The sequence below is a fragment of the Paludifilum halophilum genome, from assembly GCF_002245355.1.
Lineage (GTDB): Bacteria > Bacillota > Bacilli > Thermoactinomycetales > DSM-45169 > Paludifilum > Paludifilum halophilum.
In genome coordinates this window covers 95,705-111,623 of sequence record NZ_NOWF01000004.1, presented here as the reverse complement: position 1 = coordinate 111,623, position 15,919 = coordinate 95,705, and the positions used below count along the sequence as shown (strand labels likewise).

Sequence of the window (15,919 nt, the reverse complement as noted above, 5' to 3'; positions counted from 1 at the left end):
CAAATCGTAAAACGCGTATAAGTCCATCCGAAATGCCTTCAGGGCGACAACTGCCGAACGACCTCGCTACACAATTCTTCGACATCAAAAGGTTTGGTAAAATGGGCCAGCGCTCCCAGCTCCGACGCTTCCTCTACCATGTCCAGCTCACCGTAAGCCGTCATCATGATTACCTTGGTGGCCCTGTCCTCCCGGCGAAGATGCCGCAATACTTCCAACCCGTCCATTCCCGGCATCTTCATATCCAAAAGAATCAAGTCCGGATCTTCCTTTTGGATGATATCAAGTGCCACTTTTCCGTTGGCGGCCTGATAAATCTGAAAGCCCTTTCTGGAGAATACCTCTTTCAGCAGGACCCGGATTCCGTACTGGTCGTCGACAACCAATACCTTTTTGTCGGAAAGCGACATCTCACTTCCTCCTTTTTGAAGATCCCCTTGTAACCCTCGTATAACAATCCCCTCCCTGATCGTGAAACTTTGATGGACAGCATAAACCGTCCACTTCTCGGGTACAGTGTGCGCCTGATCAACATCAACCGATCCCGTCTGCCCTCTTTACTTATAATTCGTACGAGACAACCGATTTCCTGCACTTTTCTGTTAAAAAACGCCGTCGGACTACTTCTTGATATCTGATCACCGAGCAGGATTTCCCCGAACCATTCTTTTTCCACCCTTAAAAATGTTTCTAGAAGCAATTGTATTTGAGTGGACTCCGGGTGGGTCGGGGTTGGGTTCCAGGGATACTGGATCCTCAATAGTACGGATTAAAAACTTCTGATGAAGAGCGACGCAAAACACCCGCACGTTTTCATGCGGGTGTTCTGAAAATCGGAACGTCTTCCTTATACTTGGGCTGTTTTCAGTTTTACACTCAACGCCGCCGCGACAAAGTCCCGGAACAGAGGTTGCGGCCGGTTGGGGCGGGAGGTGAACTCGGGATGGAACTGGCACCCGAGAAACCAGGGATGATCCTTCCATTCCACAATCTCCACCAGACGTCCATTGGGAGAGGTCCCGGAAAAAACATACCCGGCCTCCGCCAATTTCTCCCGGTACTCATTGTTAAACTCGTACCGGTGACGGTGCCGTTCATACACCAGTCCGTTCCCGTAAGCCTCCTGGGCCCGGCTCTCCGGAGCGAGCTTGCAGGGATAGAGTCCCAATCTCATCGTACCGCCCAGATCTTCAATATCTTTCTGTTCCGGAAGCAGATCGATAACCGGATGAGGAGTTTCCGGATCAAATTCCGAACTATGGGCTCCTTCCAGCCCCAGCAGGTTGCGGGCTCCTTCTACACAGGCCACTTGCATTCCCAGACAGATCCCGAACATCGGTATCCGCTGTTCCCGGGCAAAACGGATCGCCGCGATCTTCCCCTCGATTCCCCGGTCACCGAAGCCTCCGGGAACGAGAATGCCGTCGGCATCCTTCAATACTTCACTAACATTGGTATCGTTCACCTCTTCGGCATTGACCCACATCAGATCCACTTCGGTATCGTTGTAAAAACCGGCGTGATTGAGGGATTCCACGACACTCATATAAGCATCCCGCAAAGCGACGTATTTGCCGACAATCGCAATCTTGGTTCGGTGAGTCAGATTTTTCACCTGATCCACCAGATCGATCCACTCTTTCATATCCGCTTCGCCGCCGTCCAGGTCCAAGTGCTTCGCCACAATCCGGTCCAATCCTTCGGATTGCAGCATTAACGGCACTTCATACAGGGTCTCGGCATCTCGGCACTCGATCACCGCATCGGGATCGATATCGCAGAAGAGGGCCAGTTTCCGCCGGATGTCTTCGGACAACTTTCGTTCCGTCCGACAGACGATCACGTTCGGCTGAATACCGATGCCGCGCAACTCCTTGACGCTGTGCTGGGTCGGTTTCGTCTTCAACTCGCCCGTCGCCGATAATTCGGGAACCAAGGTACAATGGATATACATCACATGATCCCGACCGACCTCGGTTTTGATCTGACGAATCGCTTCCAGGAAGGGTAAGCTTTCGATATCCCCCACGGTCCCTCCGATTTCGGTGATGACCACGTCAGGGCGGGCCTCCCGGGCGGCGCGGAAAACCCGGTCTTTAATCTCGTTGGTAATGTGGGGGATCACCTGTACCGTCCCGCCGAGATAGTCTCCGCGCCGTTCCTTGTTAATCACAGCGGAATAAACTTTTCCGGTGGTGACATTGCTATTTTGCGATAGATTGATATCGATAAACCGTTCATAATGGCCCAAATCCAGGTCCGTCTCCGCACCGTCATCGGTAACGAAAACTTCCCCATGCTGATAAGGGCTCATGGTGCCCGGATCGACATTGATATAAGGATCGAATTTTTGAATCGTAACCGTCAATCCCCGATTTTTGAGCAACCGGCCCAAGGATGCCGCGGTAATCCCTTTGCCCAGGGATGAGACGACACCGCCGGTAACGAAAATAAACTTAGTCATGATTCGGCCTCCTCCAGTTCTTCCATTAAGATTCCCAATGATTGCGCTGAAATGAAAAAAAGTGCCTCCCTGTGCTTAGGGGGCACTTTGGTGTGTAAATCGTTAACCCGTCGATCGAGCGGGTTCTCGTCTCATCTGGACGACCCAAAGGGTCGCCTCCCGAAGGCTCCTCCCAAATCGGTATTCGGACCATCGGCTCCGAACCGTTTTGTTTACGCTCCAGTAACTGTGTTCCGCTACCCGAACTTTATCCTTACAAAAATAAAGTTCACCCTGAAAACCCATAAAGGTTTTCGGGTAAAGTGGAGCATTATCCTTCGTTTGACAGAATCACTTTTAGCCCATCTGATAGTTTAACGATCCGCCCAACCTTTGTCAAGTTCGGTCTTCCTCGTCAACAGCGTCATAATCCCCGTCATTCTCAAAGTCTTCGTCAAAGTCTTCGGGGGAATCCCCGTCACCCTCTTCGTATAATTCCTCCGCTTCCAATTCCTCAGCGGAATCATCGTCTTTCACGTTTTGGGCAACGGCGGAATCGGTGGCCTGTTCCGTGGGATACCAACGTCTGAGTCCCCACAGGCTTTTGCCGACACAGATAAATCGACCGTCGATGTTGACTTCGGTATAGAGTTGAGCCATATATTCCTTCTCTTCCTCTTCGGAAAACCCTTTCAGCCCCGAAACGGCTTCCATCAGGTTCCGATAAAGAATCGGCTCCCCTTTTTCCTTCAATATATGAAATGCCAAGTCGACCATCGCGGTCTCCTGAACCTCTTCGTCGGACAGTTTTTCAGCCAAATGACCAGGCATTGCAGGCACATCCTTCCATCATCCGATATCTTATCATTTTACGTATGTCTATTTTAACCAAAACATAAGGGAAGTCAACCAGATGGAGAGGATCAGAATGGAAAAAGACCCCCGCCCCGGAGAAAAGATGACTTCCGGGGGAGGGCCTTTGCCGTTCCCAGACCCCTCTGGGGACGGCAGGGGAAAAAGCCCGACCTTTTACGCTTTCCAAAGGATATCGGACGCTGATTCCTACATATTCCTCCGGTATTGACCGCCGACTTCGAAGAGAGCATCCGTGATCTGCCCCAGACTGGCGAATCGGACCGTTTCCATCAGCTCGGCGAAAATATTGCCGTTTTCCTGGACGACGCGTTTTAACCGCGATAAAGCCTCTCTCGCCCGCTCTTCGTTTTGTTCCTGGAATCGGCGGAGATTGTGAATCTGCAGCTGCTTTTCCTCCGGTGTGGCCCGGGTCAGTTCGTATTCCGGTTCTCCCTCCCCGGGTTCCTCTTTGAGGAAGGTATTGACTCCCACGATCGGCAGTTCCCCGGAATGCTTTTTTGTCTCATAATAAAGGGACTCCTCCTGAATTTTACCCCGTTGGTACTGGGTCTCCATCGCCCCCAGCACCCCGCCCCGATCACTGATTCGTTCAAATTCCTGAAGGACGGCCTCTTCCACCAAGTCCGTCAACTCTTCGATGATAAAGGAACCCTGAAGGGGATTTTCATTTTTGGCCAGCCCCAATTCCTTGGAGATAATCATCTGAATCGCCATCGCCCGGCGAACGGAATCTTCTGTCGGGGTGGTGATCGCTTCGTCATAGGCGTTGGTGTGCAGGGAGTTGCATTGGTCGTAAATGGCGATCAACGCCTGCAGGGTAGTACGGATGTCGTTGAAGTCCACTTCCTGAGCGTGAAGACTGCGTCCGGAGGTCTGGATGTGGTATTTGAGCTTCTGGCTTCGTTCATTGGCCCCATACAACCGTTTCATCACGACGGACCAGATGCGGCGGGCCACCCGGCCGATCACTGTGTACTCCGCATCCAGCCCGTTGCTGAAGAAGAAGGAGAGGTTCGGAGCGAACCGGTCGATATCCATTCCGCGGCTCCGGTAATACTCGACATAGGTAAAAGCATTGGCCAGGGTGAAGGCGAGCTGGGAAATGGGATTGGCCCCGGCCTCCGCGATGTGGTAGCCGCTGATACTGACGGAGTAATAATTGCGGATTTGATGGTCAATGAAGAATTGCTGGATATCCCCCATCATCTTCAGCGCGAAATCCGTGGAGAAGATGCAGGTATTCTGCCCCTGGTCCTCCTTTAGAATATCCGCCTGTACCGTCCCCCGCACAGTGGACAAAGCCTGTTCCCGAATGGCCTCCGCTTCCTCGACACGGGGCTTTCGTCCCTCTTTTTCCCGGAACCGGTCCATTTGTTGGTCGATGGCTGTATTGAGGAACATGGCCAGAAGGATCGGGGCCGGTCCGTTGATGGTCATCGAAACACTCGTATTCGGCGCACATAGGTCAAACCCGGCAAACAACTTTTTCATATCCTCCAAGGTACAGATGCTGACCCCGGATTCCCCGATCTTACCATAGATATCCGGCCGCTCATCAGGGTCGCGCCCGTAGAGGGTGACACTGTCAAAAGCCGTAGATAACCGTTTGGCCGGTTCCCCTTCGGATAAATAATGAAAACGCCGGTTGGTCCGCTCCGGGGTCCCTTCCCCGGCGAACATCCGCTTCGGATCCTCATCGCTCCGCTTCAGAGGGAAAACCCCGGCGGTAAAGGGGAACTCACCCGGAACATTCTCCTTCATCCTCCAGGAAAGGATCTCTCCCCAGTCTTCGTAGCGGGGAAGAGCGATCTTGGGAACCCGGTTGCCGGAGAGGGTTTCGGTAAAGAGAGGGGAACGGATTTCCTTGTCCCTGATCTTGATGATGAATTCTTCCTGCCGGTATCTTTCCTTCACTCGCGGCCATTCTTCCAGGAGGCGTTTGTTCTCCGGGTCCAGTTTTTCCTCCACCTGTTTTTCCATCTGTTCCAGCTTTTTTGTCGCTTCCTCCCCATCTCCTTCGCTCTCCAACAGCTCCCGGGCACCCTTCAACCGGTACCATTCCCGGGCCGATCCCGCTTGTTCTTCGACATATTCTTGATATCGGCGGACCGTGTTGGCAATCTCCCGCAAGTAATGGGTCCGTTCCGGCGGGATGATATGAAGCACTTCCATCTTCTGCCCCGACACATCCATGGAGGATTCCCATCCTAAGTCCAGTTTGGCGGACAGGCGATCGATCATTGCCTGGTAAAAGAGATTGGTACCGGGATCGTTAAACCGGCTGGCCATGGTCCCGTAGACGGGAAGCTCATCGTCGGGGGCGTGAAACAGATGGTGGTTCCGCTTATATTGCTTACGAACGTCCCGGAGAGCATCCTCGGAGCCCTTGCGGTCGAATTTGTTGATCGCAATTAGATCGGCATAATCCAACATTTCGATTTTTTCCAGCTGGGAAGGGGCTCCGAACTCCGAGGTCATGACATAAACGGAGAGATCGGAAACTTCGATGACATCCGCGTCCCCCTGACCAATCCCACTGGTTTCCACCAGGATCAGATCGAAGCCCGCACGGTTCACGACGGAAATGGCATCTTCGATCGCCCCGGAAAGCTCTGAACGCTTTCGGCGCGTGGCGAGGCTCCTCATGTAGACCCGAGGGTGATGCACGGCATTCATTCGGATGCGGTCGCCCAACAGCGCTCCCCCGGTTTTCTGTTTGGAAGGATCGATGGAGAGAACGGCGATTTTCTTCTCCGGAAAATCCTCCAGAAAGCGCCGGACCAGCTCATCGGTAAGAGAGCTTTTTCCGGCTCCTCCGGTTCCCGTCAAGCCGATTACCGGCACTTTCCCACACTCTTCCCTCTTTTCGGACAGTGCCGTTAGCGCCGCCGCCGCTGCCTCCCGGGCGGAGTCCTCGGAGGCCGCCCGTTCCGCCACCGTGATTAGACGGGCAATTGCCCGTTCATTTCCCCGCAACGCCTCTTCCGGCTCCCAGGTTGCTTCGCGAACCGTCGGAAAATCGCACTCCTTCACCATATGGTTGATAATCCCCTGCAACCCCATAAGTCGACCATCCTCCGGGGAAAAGACCTTGGCCACTCCGTAATCTTCCAGCTCCCGGATTTCCCGGGGAACGATCACTCCTCCACCGCCGGCGTAAACGCGGATGTGATCCGCACCTTTCTCCCGGAGCCGGTCGATCATATATTTAAAAAACTCCATATGTCCCCCCTGGTAGGAAGAGACGGCAATCCCCTGAACATCCTCCTGAATCGCGGCGTTCACGATCCAGTCAACGGACCGGTCGTGTCCCAGGTGAATCACTTCCGCTCCGCCGGCTTGCAACAGCCTGCGAAACAGATTGATCGATGCATCGTGCCCGTCGAACAGACTGGCCGCCGTTACGAAGCGCACCGGATGATTCGGTCGATACACCTCCGGGTTCATCTCATTCGCCTCCCTCGTTTTCGTCAGTCATCTCATGTAACAAGAGAGCCGTCTGCCGTTCCGTATATTCCTCTAAGGTGTAATGGCCGGACAGAGCCCAACGCCGAAAGGTCCACATCTGCCCGAGGACGACGATGTTATGAGCCATCAGCTTGATAGAGGAAGGGGCCAGCTTCAGCGTTCCATCACCGACTCCTTTGGACAAAACCTCTTCAAACAGGGCAGTAATCTCCTCTTCCCGCTTCAGGATGGATCGCATTGCTTCTTTGGGAAGGGATTTCGTCTCCTGGTAGATCAGGAGAACGTAATCGCTCATCTCCTCCATCACCTTAAAGTGTTGGGCGACAGCTCTTGTCAAACTTTCCCGGCCGGTTCCGGTCCATGCAAGGGCTTCCCGCAGCCGGGATTCCAGTTCCGAATGGATAAAATCGCAAACCAGATGAAGAACGTCTTCCTTCGTCTGGATATATTCGTACATCGTCCCGATCGAGAGACCGCATTCCCGGGCGATCTCCCGGGTGGTGGTCTTGTGAAAGCCCTTTCGTACAAACAGATCACATGCCGCCTGGATAATCTGTTGCCGTCGACGCTCTACCAGACGCCGATTTTTAATCATCGAGGGAATTTTCTCTGAATTCCGGGTCACTCTTCTTTTCCCCCTTCTCCCCTGAACAGGGTGTCCAACCAATCCCGAGCCACTCGGTGGGGCGCTTTTTCCCGGGACTGAACCGCATCCAGATCCCGCAGAAAAGCAGGGTCTGTCATCTTCTCTGCCAGACGGCGTCGCAACTGGCCTTCCATCACTTCCCGCACCTCCCGGCGCAACCGGGAAAGGCGGCGGATCCTCCACTGGCCGGAATGCCGAAGATAATCCCGGTGGCGACCCAATTCCCGCCACAACTGATCAATCCCCAGTCCCTCTTTGCTGGAAGCCTTTACAATCGGGGGCATCCAGTCCTCATTTCCTTTGGCCAGGTGAAGCATTTCCTCCACGTCGCGGACCAGCTTGCGGACTCCGTCTAATTCCGCTTTGTTGATCACAAACAGATCCGCCGTCTCCATGATCCCCGCCTTAAACACCTGAACAGCATCGCCGCTGCCCGGGGTAAGAATGAGGGCGACGGTATCCGCCATATGCATGATCTCAATCTCCGACTGGCCGACGCCGACGGTTTCAATAAAGACGACATCGGTCCCCGCCGCATCCAATACCCGGACCGCTTCCTTCGTCGCCCGGGCCAAACCGCCCAAGCTGCCCCGGGTTCCCATGCTTCGGATGAACACCTTCTCGTCAAGAGCATGTCGGGTCATGCGAACTCGATCACCCAACAGAGCTCCTCCTGTAAACGGACTGGTAGGATCGACAGCGATCACACCGACACTCATCCCCTCTTCTCTGAGCAAGCCGATCAGCCGGTCGACCAGAGAGCTTTTTCCCGCTCCCGGTGATCCGGTCACTCCGACGAGATACGCATTTCCCGTATAGGGATAAATCGCCTCCAGTAAATCCTCCTTGCGTTCGTCCCCGTTTTCAATCCAGCTGATCGCCCGGGCGATTTTTCGTCGATCCCCCCGGCGGATCCGTTCCGCCCATTCCCGCACGGCTCCCCCCCCCTTTCGGTCCGGCTTTGGCTATCGGGAAATCGACATCCCCTTCCGGGCATTTTGATCGGTTTGATCCCTAACCCTAGTCCTGCCTTTTCCGCTTTTTCAGCCAAGCGATTTGAGCCTGGTGGTATCGGCTGTGATCGGCAATATGCCAGATGCCCCAGCGCAGGGTGGCATCCGCTCCATTTTCGTAGGGAACCTTTCGAGCCAGGTCAGCGTCAGAAAGGCCGAGACAGGCCTCCCGAAACATCTCCTGCACCCGGTCGTACCGGGACAGTAGCTCCTCCAGAGCGATTCCGCTCACCAGGGGCAGCCGGCCCTGATCGTCCTTCATCGGTCCATAGACATCCTTCAAATGAGCGGGAACCGGCTCCCCTTTGATCCGGTAAACCCAATGCAGATCGACGACCGCCAGATGCCGCAACAGTTGACCGGTGCTGTTTTGGTCGCCGAAGGGTCCTCGATCATCGATCTCTTCCTGGTTCATGTCTTCCACCAGCCGCTTTAACCGCTGATAGGTATCCTTCACCGCAGCGTGTAACAGGCCGACAGTGGGAGCCATCCTCTCATCCGGATGTAAATCGAATCGCATCGACTCCTCCTTTTAAAAGCATTGTGATTTAGAACGTCCTTCATGGGTCGGGGTGGGGTTCCATACTCCGTTCGTTGTTTCGACGAGCCAAAGGCACTCCGTGTAGAACCTGGAATGGGGAATCCCCGCCCCCGGTCAAAGATGACTCGATCACCGAGAAACCGCCTTTTCTCCATCAATCCCGGAGCAGGTGGTTCGCGATGACAACCCGCTGGATTTCATTGGTCCCCTCATAGATCTGGGTGATTTTAGCATCCCGCATCATGCGCTCCACCGGATATTCCCGGGTATACCCGTAACCGCCGAATACCTGCACTGCTTCTGTGGTCACGTCCATCGCGATATCGCCGGCGTACAATTTGGCCATGGCGGAGGCTTTTCCGTAGGGAAGGCCTTGGCTCTCCAGCCAAGCGGCCTGATAAGTAAGCAACCGGGCCGCCTCCACCTGGGTAGCCATGTCCGCCAGTTTAAACTGGATTCCCTGTAATCGGCCGATGGGCTGACCGAATTGCTTCCGGTCCTTGGCGTAATCCAGGGCCGCATCCAAGGCCCCTTGAGCGATCCCCACCGCCTGGGCTGCAATTCCGTTACGGCCTCCGTCCAGGGTCATCATCGCGATCTTAAAGCCCTGACCTTCCTCACCCAGCCGGTTTTCAGCCGGAATCCGGCAGTCTTCGAAGAGAATCTCTGTCGTCGGAGAGGAGCGGATGCCCAGTTTCTTCTCCTTCTTGCCGATGGAAAAACCGGGAGTCCCCTTCTCTACAATAAAGGCGGTAATACCGCGATGCTTTTGATCCGGATCGGTAACGGCGAAAACAACATAAATTTCCGCCTCTCCTCCGTTGGTGATAAAGATTTTGTTTCCGTTCAAGATATAATCGTCTCCATCCCGGACGGCGAAGGTCTTCATGTCGGCGGCATCGGAACCGGAACCCGGCTCCGTCAATCCGTAGGCCCCCAGCTTTTTCCCTTCCGCCATCGGACGCAGGAAACGCTGTTTCTGCTCCCGGGTGCCGAATGTATAAATCGGCCATCCCGCCAGGGAGATATGAGCGGATAAGGTAACCCCGGTGGAGGCGCATACCCGTGATAACTCCTCAACGGCAATTACATAACTCAAAAAGTCGGACTCGGCGCCTCCCACTTCCTCGGGCCACGGGATTCCGGCCAAACCCAATTCACCCATCCGATCGAAAATAGAACGGTGGAAAACCTCTTTTTCATCCCGTTCCGCCGCTGTCGGAGACACATCCTTGACGGCGAAATCCCGCACCATCTTCCGCATCATTTCGTGCTCTTCACTCAATTGAAATTGCATCGGCCCAACGCTCCTCCTACCCGTTGTGTGCTGCGGCAGCCGGTAGCGGGAGCAGTAAAACCCGCTGTCATCCGACCGTCGCCGATCCCTTCCTCCGGATGCTCCTCAACAGACGGCCTTTATCAGTCCTGCAACAGTTCCTTAGCCACAACCACACGTTGAATCTCGTTGGTTCCCTCATAAATCTGGGTCACTTTCGCATCCCGAAACAGACGTTCCACCGGGTATTCCCGGGTATATCCGTAACCCCCGAAAATCTGGACCGCCTCCGTAGTGACATCCATCGCCGCATCGGAGGCGAACTTTTTGGCCATGGAGGCCTCTTTTTTGCAATCATGTCCCTCCTGATGCAAAAGAGCGGCGCGATAAACGAGGAGACGGGCCGCTTCAATCCGGGTCGCCATATCCGCCAGCTTGAACTGGATCGCTTGCAGCTTGGCGAGTGGACGGCCGAACTGCTTTCGTTCTTTCGCATAGGAAGTGGCCGCTTCCAAAGCCGCACCGGCGATTCCCAAGGCCTGAGCCCCGATTCCGACCCGCCCCCCGGTCAGGTTGGACAGCGCAATCTCATACCCCTGCCCTTCTTCTCCCAACCGGTTTTCCGCGGGGATCTCCGCCTGATCGAAAATTATTTCGCAGGTACTGGAGCCACCCAGACCCATTTTTTTCTCTTTTTTACCGACCGTCACCCCGGGGGTCCCCTTTTCCACGATAAAAGCGGTCACACCTTTGGCCCCCGCTGTCGGATCGGTCACAGCGAAAGCGATATAGGTATCCGCCTCCCCGCCATTGGTGATAAAGACTTTACTTCCGTCCAAAATGTAGCGATCCCCGTTCCGAACCGCCCGGGTCCGGATCTGGGAAGCATCGGAGCCGGCATGAGGCTCCGTGAGGGCAAAAGCGCCCAGATACTCCCCGGAAGCCAGCCGGGTCACATATTTCTTGCGCTGTTCATCCGTGCCGTAACGAAGGATGGGAAAAGTCCCCACCGATGTGTGAACCGCCAGAACCACTCCGACCGTGGCACTCACTTTGGAGATTTCCTCCAGGGCGAGAATGTAGGAGAGGAAATCGGAGCCCGCCCCTCCCCATTCTTCGGGGACGGGAATCCCCATCAACCCGAGCTCACCCATCTTCCGCAACACTTCCCGGGGAAAGCGATCTTCTTCATCCATGGATTCGATGTAAGGAGTGATTTCGGCGCGAGCGAATTCCTGTACCGTTTTCCACATCATCTTCTGTTCTTCTGTCCATTGAAATTCCATGTTCATCTCTCCCTAATCGACAACCTGTCCTTGGGACACGGGGTGTCACCTTTCGTAGTTGTAAAAACCGCGTCCGGTTTTCCGGCCCAGCCATCCCGCCTTCACGTATTTGCGAAGCAAGGGACAAGGGCGGTATTTCGGGTCGCCAAACCCTTCGTACAGCGTTTCCATGATGTAAAGGCAGGTGTCCAATCCGATGAAGTCCGCCAAAGTGATGGGGCCCATCGGGTGGTTCATCCCCAGCTTCATCACCTGGTCGACGGCCTCCGGCTCCGCAACCCCTTCATAAACGGTGTAAATGGCCTCGTTAATCATCGGCATCAAAATCCGGTTGGAGACAAAGCCGGGATAATCGTTCACCTCCACCGGACTTTTCCCCATCCTGCGAGCCAGCTCATCCACCGTCCGGTAAACTTCTTCACCGGTGGCCAGCCCGCGGATAACTTCTACCAGTTTCATGACAGGGACAGGGTTCATAAAATGCATTCCGATCACGCGTTCCGGCCGTTGAGTCACTGCCGCAATCTCTGTGATCGGCAGGGAAGAGGTGTTACTGGCAAGGATGGCGTGATCCGGACAGAGTGGGTCCAGTTGGCGGAACAGCTCCGTCTTCACATGGAGATTCTCCACCACCGCTTCCACCACGATATCCGCTTCCCGCGCCGCTTCCTGCAGGCGGTTGGTCCCCTGAATCCGTCCCAGAACCCCTTCTTTCTCCTCTTCCGTCAAGCGCCCCTTTTCCACCTGACGAGCCAGGTTTTTACCGATCCTTTGCAAGCCTTTTTGTACGTACTCTTCTTCAATGTCGTGAAGCTTGACATCCAAACCCGCTCCGGCCGCCACCTGGGCGATCCCGCTGCCCATTTGTCCCGCACCGATGACGGTCACTTTTTGGATGTTCATACTCATCCTCCTCCGTTCCCTGTCGGTTTCTCTCCGGCGGATTTTATCCGCTTTTTTCTCTCTTTTAAAATCTGTTTTGAAACAAACTGCCCGGGTTAAAAGGACGTCCCGTTCCGGGCGGCAACTTTATTTCCCTGGAAATCAGACGAGGTGCTAACCGTCTACACGGACCAGGACGGCGTCCCCCTGTGCCGCACCGCTGCAAATAGCGGCAATGCCCAGCCCGCCTCCAGAACGGCGAAGTTCGTGAATCAGGGTAAGGACGATGCGGGCACCGCTGGCGCCAATGGGGTGTCCGAGAGCCACAGCGCCCCCGTTCACATTCACTTTTTCCTCATCCCAATCCAGGATCTTGCCATTGGACAGCGCTACGGCGGCAAAGGCCTCATTCACCTCGAACCGGTCAATCTGATTCAGTGTGAGATCTTGTTGGCGCAACAGTTTTTTAATCGCGTAGGCCGGAGTCACCGGAAAGTCCTTGGCTTCGAGACCGATGGCCGCATGCCCGAGAATGCGGGCGACCGGCTTCACTCCCAAAGCTTGTGCTTTTTTTCCGGAGGCGAGAATCATGGCGCAAGCCCCGTCGTTCACTCCGGGGGCATTCCCGGCGGTAACCGTCCCATCCTGCAGAAAAACGGGTTTCAGGGTGCTCAGCTTCTCATAGCTCGTATGGCGCCGAGGCGCTTCATCGACCTCTGCCATAACCTCTTCTTTACGCCCCCGAACCGACACCGGAACAATCTCTTCCGCCATCTTTCCGGAGTCTATAGCGGCCACTGCCCGTTGGTGGCTGCGCCAAGCCCACTGGTCCTGTTCCTCTCGGGTGACTTGGTATTCCGCCGCTGTATGGCTGCCGTGAACCGCCATGTGCACCCCGTCGAAAGCGCACCATAGACCGTCGTGAATCATCAGATCCACCATTTTCCCGTCTCCCATCCGCTGCCCCCACCGGGCTCCCTGCAGAATGTAAGGAGCATTGGACATGCTCTCCATCCCGCCGGCCACTACAACATCGGCTCCGCCGGAACGGATGATCTGATCGGCCAGAGTGGCACTGCGCATTCCCGAAGCGCAAACCTTATTAATCGTCTCCGACCGTACCTCCCAGGACAAGCCCGCATGGCGAGCCGCCTGCCGGGACGGGACCTGCCCCGCCCCTCCCTGTAACACCATCCCCATGATCACTTCCTCCACGGCTTCATCCGGAACTCCGGACCGGTCGAGAGCTCCCCGAATCGCTGTTCCACCCAATTCCGCCGCGGTCACGTCCTTCAACGCACCTCCGAATTTTCCGAAGGGAGTCCTGGCACCGCCTAACACCACCGTTTCTTCCACTTGCAAGCACCTCCACGGAAGTCTCCGTTTCCTATCGAGCGCTCGTTCGGACTACCGACAAAATAAAAACGCTTTCAATATAAAGATTACTCTGTTTGTTCCCGATTGACAAGAATGTTTCGGTAATTTCTATTGGAAATCATGATGCTCCTTGGGGATCTCCGTCGGCCTGCCACCCTTACGGGGGTAAGCAACACGATCCAAAAATCCCCGAGAGACTTTTCGTCACTCGGGGATTGGTTCCGGGCTTCGCTCCATGGTCGAGAAGCCGTGTCGGACTTTGTTTTCAGTTCTCAACAGGTCTGACGTGATGGATCCGAGGCGGCCGTACCCTCTGAATCATCGGCGTCACTCCCCGGGTTATCCGTACCGGAATCTCCGCCGGTGGAATCACGGTCGCCATCCGGGTTTTCATCATCACCTTCGGAAGCCCCACCGTCATCTTCTCCGGAATCGGAACCTCCTTCACCGCCGGTTTCGGACTCTCCACCGCTGTCTTCGCCGGTGGAACCGGTATCGTCATTCTCATCGGGCGTCGTGTCGCCTTCGTCCCCGTTGGCGGATTCGCCGTTTTCATTACGGCCTTCCGTTGCATCGTCGGAATCGCCCCCGGTGGATGAACCGGTCCTGCTTCCTCCAGTGGAGGAGCTTGCTTCTCTTTCCTCCTCGCCGGATGCCTCGCCGTCCCCATTTTCATCTTCATCACGGGAATCGCCCCCTTCGCTGTCATCCGAATCAGGTTCCGCCGAAGGTTGGTCCGGGCCCGCATATTCGGGAGTTCGAGGAGCGTTTTTTATGTGGCGAATCTCCGTTTTCGCTTCCGGGGTGGAGTATACCTGGACGGTGATCGACTCATCTTTTACCTGGATTTTCAGAACGATGGGTTCCTGCAAGGGGTTGCGAAAACGAAAGTCCAGACGTTCCCAGGATACCGTAGCATCCCGTTCCGCCGATACATAAGTGTCTGTATTGAAATGCGAAAAGCGGGAAACAACCGTCAATCCTGCCCGATCCACACTGTTGAATAAAGTGGAAGAAGTCTGGCAAACGCCCCCCTCAACACCGCTACAGTACTTCCCTTCGACAACAGAAGGGGCGGGGAGGTAGCCCCGCTCCCTGGTTCGGGGCCCCACCTCCCGGTTAAATGAGAAAATCTCGCCGGGATTGAGGACACGATTGTTTAAAGCCTTCCCGGAAAGGCGAATATTGTGGATCCGGGACTGATTGCTTCCATCAAAATAGGTCGTATAAGAGCTTAACCGCTTTTGGTCCACTCGCTGTAAATCCTTTTTCGTCACCGTCGGCCTATCAACCTTCATGGGAATGGACTGCGGCCGGTTAACCAGTTTCGGCAGGATCGGCAACCACTTCTCCCGGATCATCTCCACATCCATGACTTTTCCCTTGCGCCCCGGCCGGATCGGATCCCCCAATCGCTTGACTTCAGCGTTTTCAGCCGGCCGGTCCACCTCCTTCCGAACCTGGTCCAACCAACGATCAAACTGTTTTTCGTCGATACTGGACGCATTCTCCCCATCGTATCCGATCTGATTCAGATCCAGCTTCCATTGCCGCCCTTCACGGGTCAAAACCAGATGGTTCGATTCCGAAAAGAACTGAACATAGAGACCGCAGGCCGTTAATAAAACGAATAATAAAATAAATGCCCCTCCCACAGCCGTCGGTTTCTGTCTTTTTCGATCGGATATATCGAAACCATCTGAAGGATTTACACCCGATTCCCCAGCCTCTGAAGCCCCTTTCGCCGATCCGTCACGTTCAAAGGAGCGATTCTCTCCCGCTGTTTCGAAGGCAAATCCGCTCTCATCCATCATCCCGTTGCCGCACTCTGTCTCCTCCGGACCGATACGGTTCAAAGCCTCGTAAGCTTCACGGACTTCCTTCAACCTCTCCTCCGCTTCCGGAGACGGGTTCACATCCGGATGATAGGTTTGCACCAGCCGGCGATAAGCCCTTTTTAACTCATCCGGGGATGCATCCCGGTCGATACCCAGCACCCTGTAGTGATCATTCATGATGGGAACCTATCCTATGCTGGATTTTCAGGCGAAAAGGAAGGATTGCCCCACCCAACCCTAGCACACCCCCCAGACGGCATCAATTTAAAAATC

General features: G+C 55.0%; 12 protein-coding genes. All 12 read right to left on the bottom strand.

The window, feature by feature from the left end; translation table 11 throughout:
* Positions 1–38 precede the first annotated feature (38 nt).
* On the bottom strand, positions 39–410 hold the full coding sequence (locus tag CHM34_RS07660) for a response regulator (protein WP_094264021.1): 372 nt from the start codon (positions 408–410) through the stop codon (positions 39–41).
* Positions 411–847: 437 nt separating this feature from the next.
* The gene (gene pyrG, locus CHM34_RS07655) at positions 848–2,464 is read right to left on the bottom strand and encodes a CTP synthase (protein WP_094264020.1); all 1,617 of its coding nucleotides are present in this window, start codon (positions 2,462–2,464) and stop codon (positions 848–850) included.
* 375 nt (positions 2,465–2,839) lie between these two features.
* Positions 2,840–3,274, bottom strand: coding sequence for a DNA-directed RNA polymerase subunit delta (rpoE, locus tag CHM34_RS07650; RefSeq protein ID WP_094264019.1), 435 nt, complete (start codon positions 3,272–3,274; stop codon positions 2,840–2,842).
* Positions 3,275–3,505: 231 nt separating this feature from the next.
* The gene (gene icmF, locus CHM34_RS07645) at positions 3,506–6,766 is read right to left on the bottom strand and encodes a fused isobutyryl-CoA mutase/GTPase IcmF (protein WP_094264018.1); all 3,261 of its coding nucleotides are present in this window, start codon (positions 6,764–6,766) and stop codon (positions 3,506–3,508) included.
* Between the two features lies 1 nt (position 6,767).
* The gene (locus CHM34_RS07640; RefSeq protein WP_094264017.1) at positions 6,768–7,412 is read right to left on the bottom strand and encodes a TetR/AcrR family transcriptional regulator; all 645 of its coding nucleotides are present in this window, start codon (positions 7,410–7,412) and stop codon (positions 6,768–6,770) included.
* On the bottom strand, positions 7,409–8,368 hold the full coding sequence (gene meaB, locus CHM34_RS07635; RefSeq protein WP_094264016.1) for a methylmalonyl Co-A mutase-associated GTPase MeaB: 960 nt from the start codon (positions 8,366–8,368) through the stop codon (positions 7,409–7,411). The genes CHM34_RS07640 and meaB overlap by 4 nt, the downstream gene beginning before the upstream one ends.
* 85 nt (positions 8,369–8,453) lie before the next feature.
* The gene (locus CHM34_RS07630) at positions 8,454–8,966 is read right to left on the bottom strand and encodes a DinB family protein (protein ID WP_094264015.1); all 513 of its coding nucleotides are present in this window, start codon (positions 8,964–8,966) and stop codon (positions 8,454–8,456) included.
* A 175-nt stretch (positions 8,967–9,141) separates the two neighbouring features.
* Positions 9,142–10,284, bottom strand: a complete 1,143-nt coding sequence (locus tag CHM34_RS07625; protein WP_094264014.1) for an acyl-CoA dehydrogenase — start codon at positions 10,282–10,284, stop codon at positions 9,142–9,144.
* Between the two features lie 122 nt (positions 10,285–10,406).
* Positions 10,407–11,549 carry an acyl-CoA dehydrogenase gene (locus tag CHM34_RS07620; RefSeq protein WP_094264013.1) on the bottom strand — a complete coding sequence of 381 codons (1,143 nt, stop codon included), beginning with the start codon at positions 11,547–11,549 and terminating at the stop codon, positions 10,407–10,409.
* A gap of 45 nt (positions 11,550–11,594) precedes the next feature.
* Positions 11,595–12,452 carry a 3-hydroxybutyryl-CoA dehydrogenase gene (locus CHM34_RS07615; protein WP_094264012.1) on the bottom strand — a complete coding sequence of 286 codons (858 nt, stop codon included), beginning with the start codon at positions 12,450–12,452 and terminating at the stop codon, positions 11,595–11,597.
* A gap of 153 nt (positions 12,453–12,605) precedes the next feature.
* Positions 12,606–13,787, bottom strand: a complete 1,182-nt coding sequence (locus CHM34_RS07610; RefSeq protein ID WP_094264011.1) for an acetyl-CoA C-acetyltransferase — start codon at positions 13,785–13,787, stop codon at positions 12,606–12,608.
* A 293-nt stretch (positions 13,788–14,080) separates the two neighbouring features.
* Positions 14,081–15,823 carry a VanW family protein gene (locus CHM34_RS07605; RefSeq protein WP_094264010.1) on the bottom strand — a complete coding sequence of 581 codons (1,743 nt, stop codon included), beginning with the start codon at positions 15,821–15,823 and terminating at the stop codon, positions 14,081–14,083.
* Positions 15,824–15,919 lie beyond the last annotated feature (96 nt).

Coding starts and splice junctions, on each gene's coding strand:
- CHM34_RS07615 (WP_094264012.1), bottom strand. CDS start 12,452: ATGAACATCCAAAAAGTGACCGTCATCGGTGCGGGACAAATGGGCAGC.
- CHM34_RS07605 (WP_094264010.1), bottom strand. CDS start 15,823: ATGAATGATCACTACAGGGTGCTGGGTATCGACCGGGATGCATCCCCG.
- pyrG (WP_094264020.1), bottom strand. CDS start 2,464: ATGACTAAGTTTATTTTCGTTACCGGCGGTGTCGTCTCATCCCTGGGC.
- CHM34_RS07630 (WP_094264015.1), bottom strand. CDS start 8,966: ATGCGATTCGATTTACATCCGGATGAGAGGATGGCTCCCACTGTCGGC.
- CHM34_RS07660 (WP_094264021.1), bottom strand. CDS start 410: ATGTCGCTTTCCGACAAAAAGGTATTGGTTGTCGACGACCAGTACGGA.
- icmF (WP_094264018.1), bottom strand. CDS start 6,766: ATGAACCCGGAGGTGTATCGACCGAATCATCCGGTGCGCTTCGTAACG.
- CHM34_RS07625 (WP_094264014.1), bottom strand. CDS start 10,284: ATGCAATTTCAATTGAGTGAAGAGCACGAAATGATGCGGAAGATGGTG.
- rpoE (WP_094264019.1), bottom strand. CDS start 3,274: ATGCCTGGTCATTTGGCTGAAAAACTGTCCGACGAAGAGGTTCAGGAG.
- CHM34_RS07620 (WP_094264013.1), bottom strand. CDS start 11,549: ATGGAATTTCAATGGACAGAAGAACAGAAGATGATGTGGAAAACGGTA.